This window comes from Nocardia cyriacigeorgica NBRC 100375, assembly GCF_000308555.1.
Classification (GTDB): Bacteria; Actinomycetota; Actinomycetes; order Mycobacteriales; family Mycobacteriaceae; genus Nocardia; species Nocardia cyriacigeorgica.
The window spans coordinates 1-3,556 of record NZ_BAFY01000148.1 but is presented as its reverse complement, the minus strand read 5'-3'; the positions used below and the strand labels follow the sequence as shown (position 1 = coordinate 3,556).

The window sequence follows — 3,556 nt, the reverse complement described above, 5'->3', positions numbered from 1 at the left end:
GGCGACCAGTCGCCGGATTCGCGATACCAGCGGGCGATATCGATGCCGAGTGACAGGAGGGCGACGGCGGCGATTCGGGGGTCGGGGGTGTGGAAGACGCCTGCTGCGACGCCGCGTTCGACCAGGTCCCGGATGGCTTGATCGATGCGGTGGCGGATGTCGAGGATCTCGGTGAGGTGTTCGGGGCTGAGTGACTTCAGCTCGTAGTTGACGATCCGGGCGTTGGTGTGGCCGCGGGCGTGGTACACGGCGAAATCGCGAATCACGTTGCGCAGTGCTGTCGCGGGATCGCTGGACGAGGCGGCGGCCTTGTGGATCAGTTCGAGTGTCGCGTCGTGTCCCGATCGTGAGATCAGGTAGAGTAGTTCCTCTTTGGACCGGTGGTGGACGTAGACCGCGGCCGGGCTCATTCCCGCGGCGGCGGCGATGTCGCGCGTCGTCGTCGCGTTGAAGCCCTTGTCGGCGAATGCGGCGGCGGCGGCTTCCAGCAGCCGTGCGCGGGTCGCGTCGCCACGGGGTTCGGTCGTCTCGGTCATGGGATCGCCATTATCTCGCCTCGGCGCAGGCACCTGCTCGCGGGTGCTGTGATGTGGCTAACAGGTCGCCGAGCCTGCGCGGCTATTGACGGCACTCGAGGTGCTCCTGCACGATGCAACCTAAGCAAGCGCTTAGTTACTTTGAGGAGATCCGATGCCGGAAGCCGTGATTGTCGCCGCTGCCCGATCCCCGATCGGCCGCGCCGGTAAGGGGTCGCTGAAGGACATGCGACCCGACGACCTGACCGTCCAGATGGTGCGTGCCGCATTGGCTCAGGTGCCGGTTCTCGACCCGGCCCAGGTCGAAGATCTCGTTCTCGGCTGCGGGCAGCCCGCCGGTGAGTCGGGGTTCAACATGGCGCGGGTGGTCGCGGTGCAGGCCGGCCTCGACACGGTCCCCGGGACCACCGTCAATCGCTACTGTTCGTCCAGCTTGCAGTCCACGCGCATGGCGCTGCACGCCATCAAGGCGGGCGAAGGCGATGTGTTCATCTCGGCCGGTGTCGAGACGGTGAGCCGCTTTGCCAAGGGCAGTGCCGACGGTATGCCCGGCACCGAGAACCCGATTTTCGCCGACGCGGTCGCCCGCACGGCCGAGCGTGCGAGCGGTGGCGCGGCCCCGTGGGCGGACCCGCGCAGCAACGGTGCGCTGCCGGATGTGTACATCGCCATGGGTCAGACCGCGGAGAACGTCGCCCAGCTCACCGGAATCACCCGTGCCGAGCAGGACGCCTTCGGTGTCCGCTCTCAGAACCTCGCCGAAAAGGCCATCGCCAACGGCTTCTGGGCCACCGACATCACCCCGGTGACCTTGCCCGACGGCACCGTGGTCAGCGCCGACGACGGCCCACGCGCGGGTGTGACCCTGGAAGCGGTGAGCCAGCTGAAGCCGGCGTTCCGGCCCGACGGCACCGTCACGGCGGGCAACTGCTGCCCGCTCAACGACGGAGCGGCCGCACTGGTGATCATGTCCGATACCAAGGCGAAGCAATTGGGTCTGACCCCGCTCGCGCGCATCGTCAGCACCGGGGTATCCGGCCTGTCCCCGGAGATCATGGGCCTCGGTCCGATCGAGGCGTCGAAGCAGGCGCTGCGACGCGCCGGTCTCGGCATCGACGATATCGATCTGGTCGAAATCAACGAGGCGTTCGCGGTGCAGGTGATCGGCTCGGCCCGGGAACTCGGCATTCCCGAGGACAAGCTCAACGTCAACGGTGGCGCGATCGCGGTGGGCCACCCGTTCGGCATGACCGGCGCCCGGATCACCTCCACTCTGATCAACTCGCTGCGCTACCACGACAAGCAGTTCGGGTTGGAGACCATGTGCGTGGGTGGCGGCCAGGGTATGGCCATGGTGCTGGAGCGTCTGTCGTGAGCGGCCGGTTCGCGGGCAAGACCGCGATCGTCACCGGCGCGAGCCGCGGCATCGGCCTGGGCATCGCGCAACGGCTGGTGGACGACGGCGCGAAGGTCGTCATCACCGCCCGCAAACAAGACGCCCTCGACGCAGCGGTCGAGCAGTTGGGCGGCGCCGAGCACGCGCTCGGCGTGGCCGGGCGCGCCGACGACGCCGCGCACCAGGAAGACACCGTCGCCCGCGCCATCGAGACCTTCGGCAGTGCCGACCTGTTGGTCAACAACACCGGCATCAACCCGGTGTACGGCCCGATGATCGACATCGATATGGCGGCCGCCCGCAAGATCATCGAGGTCAACTGCCTGGCCGCGTTGTCGTGGACTCAGCAGGTGCACAAGGCGTGGATGGCCGAGCACGGTGGCGCGGTGGTCAATGTGTCGTCGGTGGCCGGGATCCGACCCGCGCCCGGAATCGGCTTCTACGGCGCGAGCAAGGCGATGCTCACCTACATCACCCAGGAGCTCGCTGTCGAACTCGGGCCGGGCCTGCGAATCAACGCGGTCGCCCCGGCCGTGGTGAAGACGAAGTTCGCCACCGCGCTCTATGAGGGCCGCGAACAGGAACTCGCCGAGACCTATCCGCTCAAGCGGCTCGGTGTGCCCGAGGACATCGCGGGCGCGGTGGCGTTCCTGCTCTCCGACGACGCTGCCTGGGTCACCGGCCAGCTACTGGTCCTCGACGGCGGCGTCACGCTGACCGGCGGCGTCTGACAACAACATTCGACTCCAGGAGAATTCTCATGAGCACTCCGACCAAGACCGCGATCGTCACCGGCGCCGCCCGTGGCATCGGCGCGGGCGTGGCCCGCCGGCTTGCCGCGGACGGTATGGCCGTGGCCGTGATCGACCTCGACGAACTCGCCTGCAAGCCGGTCGTCGAACAGATCGGGGCCGCCGGCGGCCGCGCGATCGCCGTCGGCGCCGACGTATCCGACGAGGCCGCCGTCACCGCGGCCGTCGAGCGGGTCACCGCTGAGCTCGGCGCACCGACCGTGCTGATCAACAACGCGGGCATCATCCGCGACAACATGCTGTTCAAAATGACCACCGACGACTGGGACGCGGTGATGAACGTGCACCTGCGCGGGTCGTTCCTGATGACCCGCGCGGTCCAGAAGTACATGGTCGAGGCCGGTTTCGGCCGTATCGTCAACTTGTCGAGCACCTCGGCCCTCGGTAACCGTGGCCAGGCCAACTACTCGGCGGCCAAAGCCGGGTTGCAGGGCTTCACCAAGACCCTGGCGTTCGAACTCGGCAAATTCGGGGTCACCGCCAACGCCATCGCGCCTGGCTTCATCGAGACCGAGATGACGGCCGCCACCGCGGCACGAGTCGGCGTCCCGTTCGAGGATTTCAAAGCCGGTGCCGCCGAACAGATCCCCGTCGCGCGTACCGGGGTGCCCGACGATATCGCGCACGCTGTGTCGTTCTTCGTCAGTGAAGGCGCCGGTTTCGTTTCCGGCCAGGTGCTCTACGTCGCGGGAGGGCCGACGGTATGAGGACGTTCCAGGGTGTGGCCGAACTCGAGGCGGCGGTGGGCTCGCACCTCGGCTACTCCGAGTGGCACACGATCACCCAGTCGCAGATCAACGCCTTCGCCGACG

4 protein-coding genes are annotated in these 3,556 nt (G+C 67.6%); 3 read left to right on the top strand and 1 reads right to left on the bottom strand.

Translation table 11 applies throughout. The features are described 5' to 3' along the window. Positions 1 to 536, bottom strand: a 536-nt coding sequence (locus tag RJ05_RS14470) for a TetR-type transcription factor C-terminal domain-containing protein (protein WP_036537728.1), incomplete at its 3' end; no start/stop codon positions are given. A gap of 154 nt (positions 537 to 690) precedes the next feature. On the opposite strand from RJ05_RS14470, the gene RJ05_RS14465 reads away from it, so the two are divergent. From RJ05_RS14465 to fabG, 3 genes are read left to right on the top strand one after another with little or no spacing between them, the layout of a single operon-like run. Next, complete coding sequence (locus RJ05_RS14465) at positions 691 to 1,911, top strand: acetyl-CoA C-acetyltransferase (RefSeq protein WP_036537727.1); 1,221 nt, start codon at positions 691 to 693, stop codon at positions 1,909 to 1,911. Then, positions 1,908 to 2,663 carry an SDR family oxidoreductase gene (locus RJ05_RS14460; RefSeq protein ID WP_036537726.1) on the top strand — a complete coding sequence of 252 codons (756 nt, stop codon included), beginning with the start codon at positions 1,908 to 1,910 and terminating at the stop codon, positions 2,661 to 2,663. Before RJ05_RS14465 ends, RJ05_RS14460 begins: the two co-directional genes overlap by 4 nt. A 29-nt stretch (positions 2,664 to 2,692) precedes the next feature. Beyond that, the gene (gene fabG, locus RJ05_RS14455) at positions 2,693 to 3,451 is read left to right on the top strand and encodes a 3-oxoacyl-ACP reductase FabG (protein WP_036537725.1); all 759 of its coding nucleotides are present in this window, start codon (positions 2,693 to 2,695) and stop codon (positions 3,449 to 3,451) included. Positions 3,452 to 3,556: the final 105 nt, after the last annotated feature.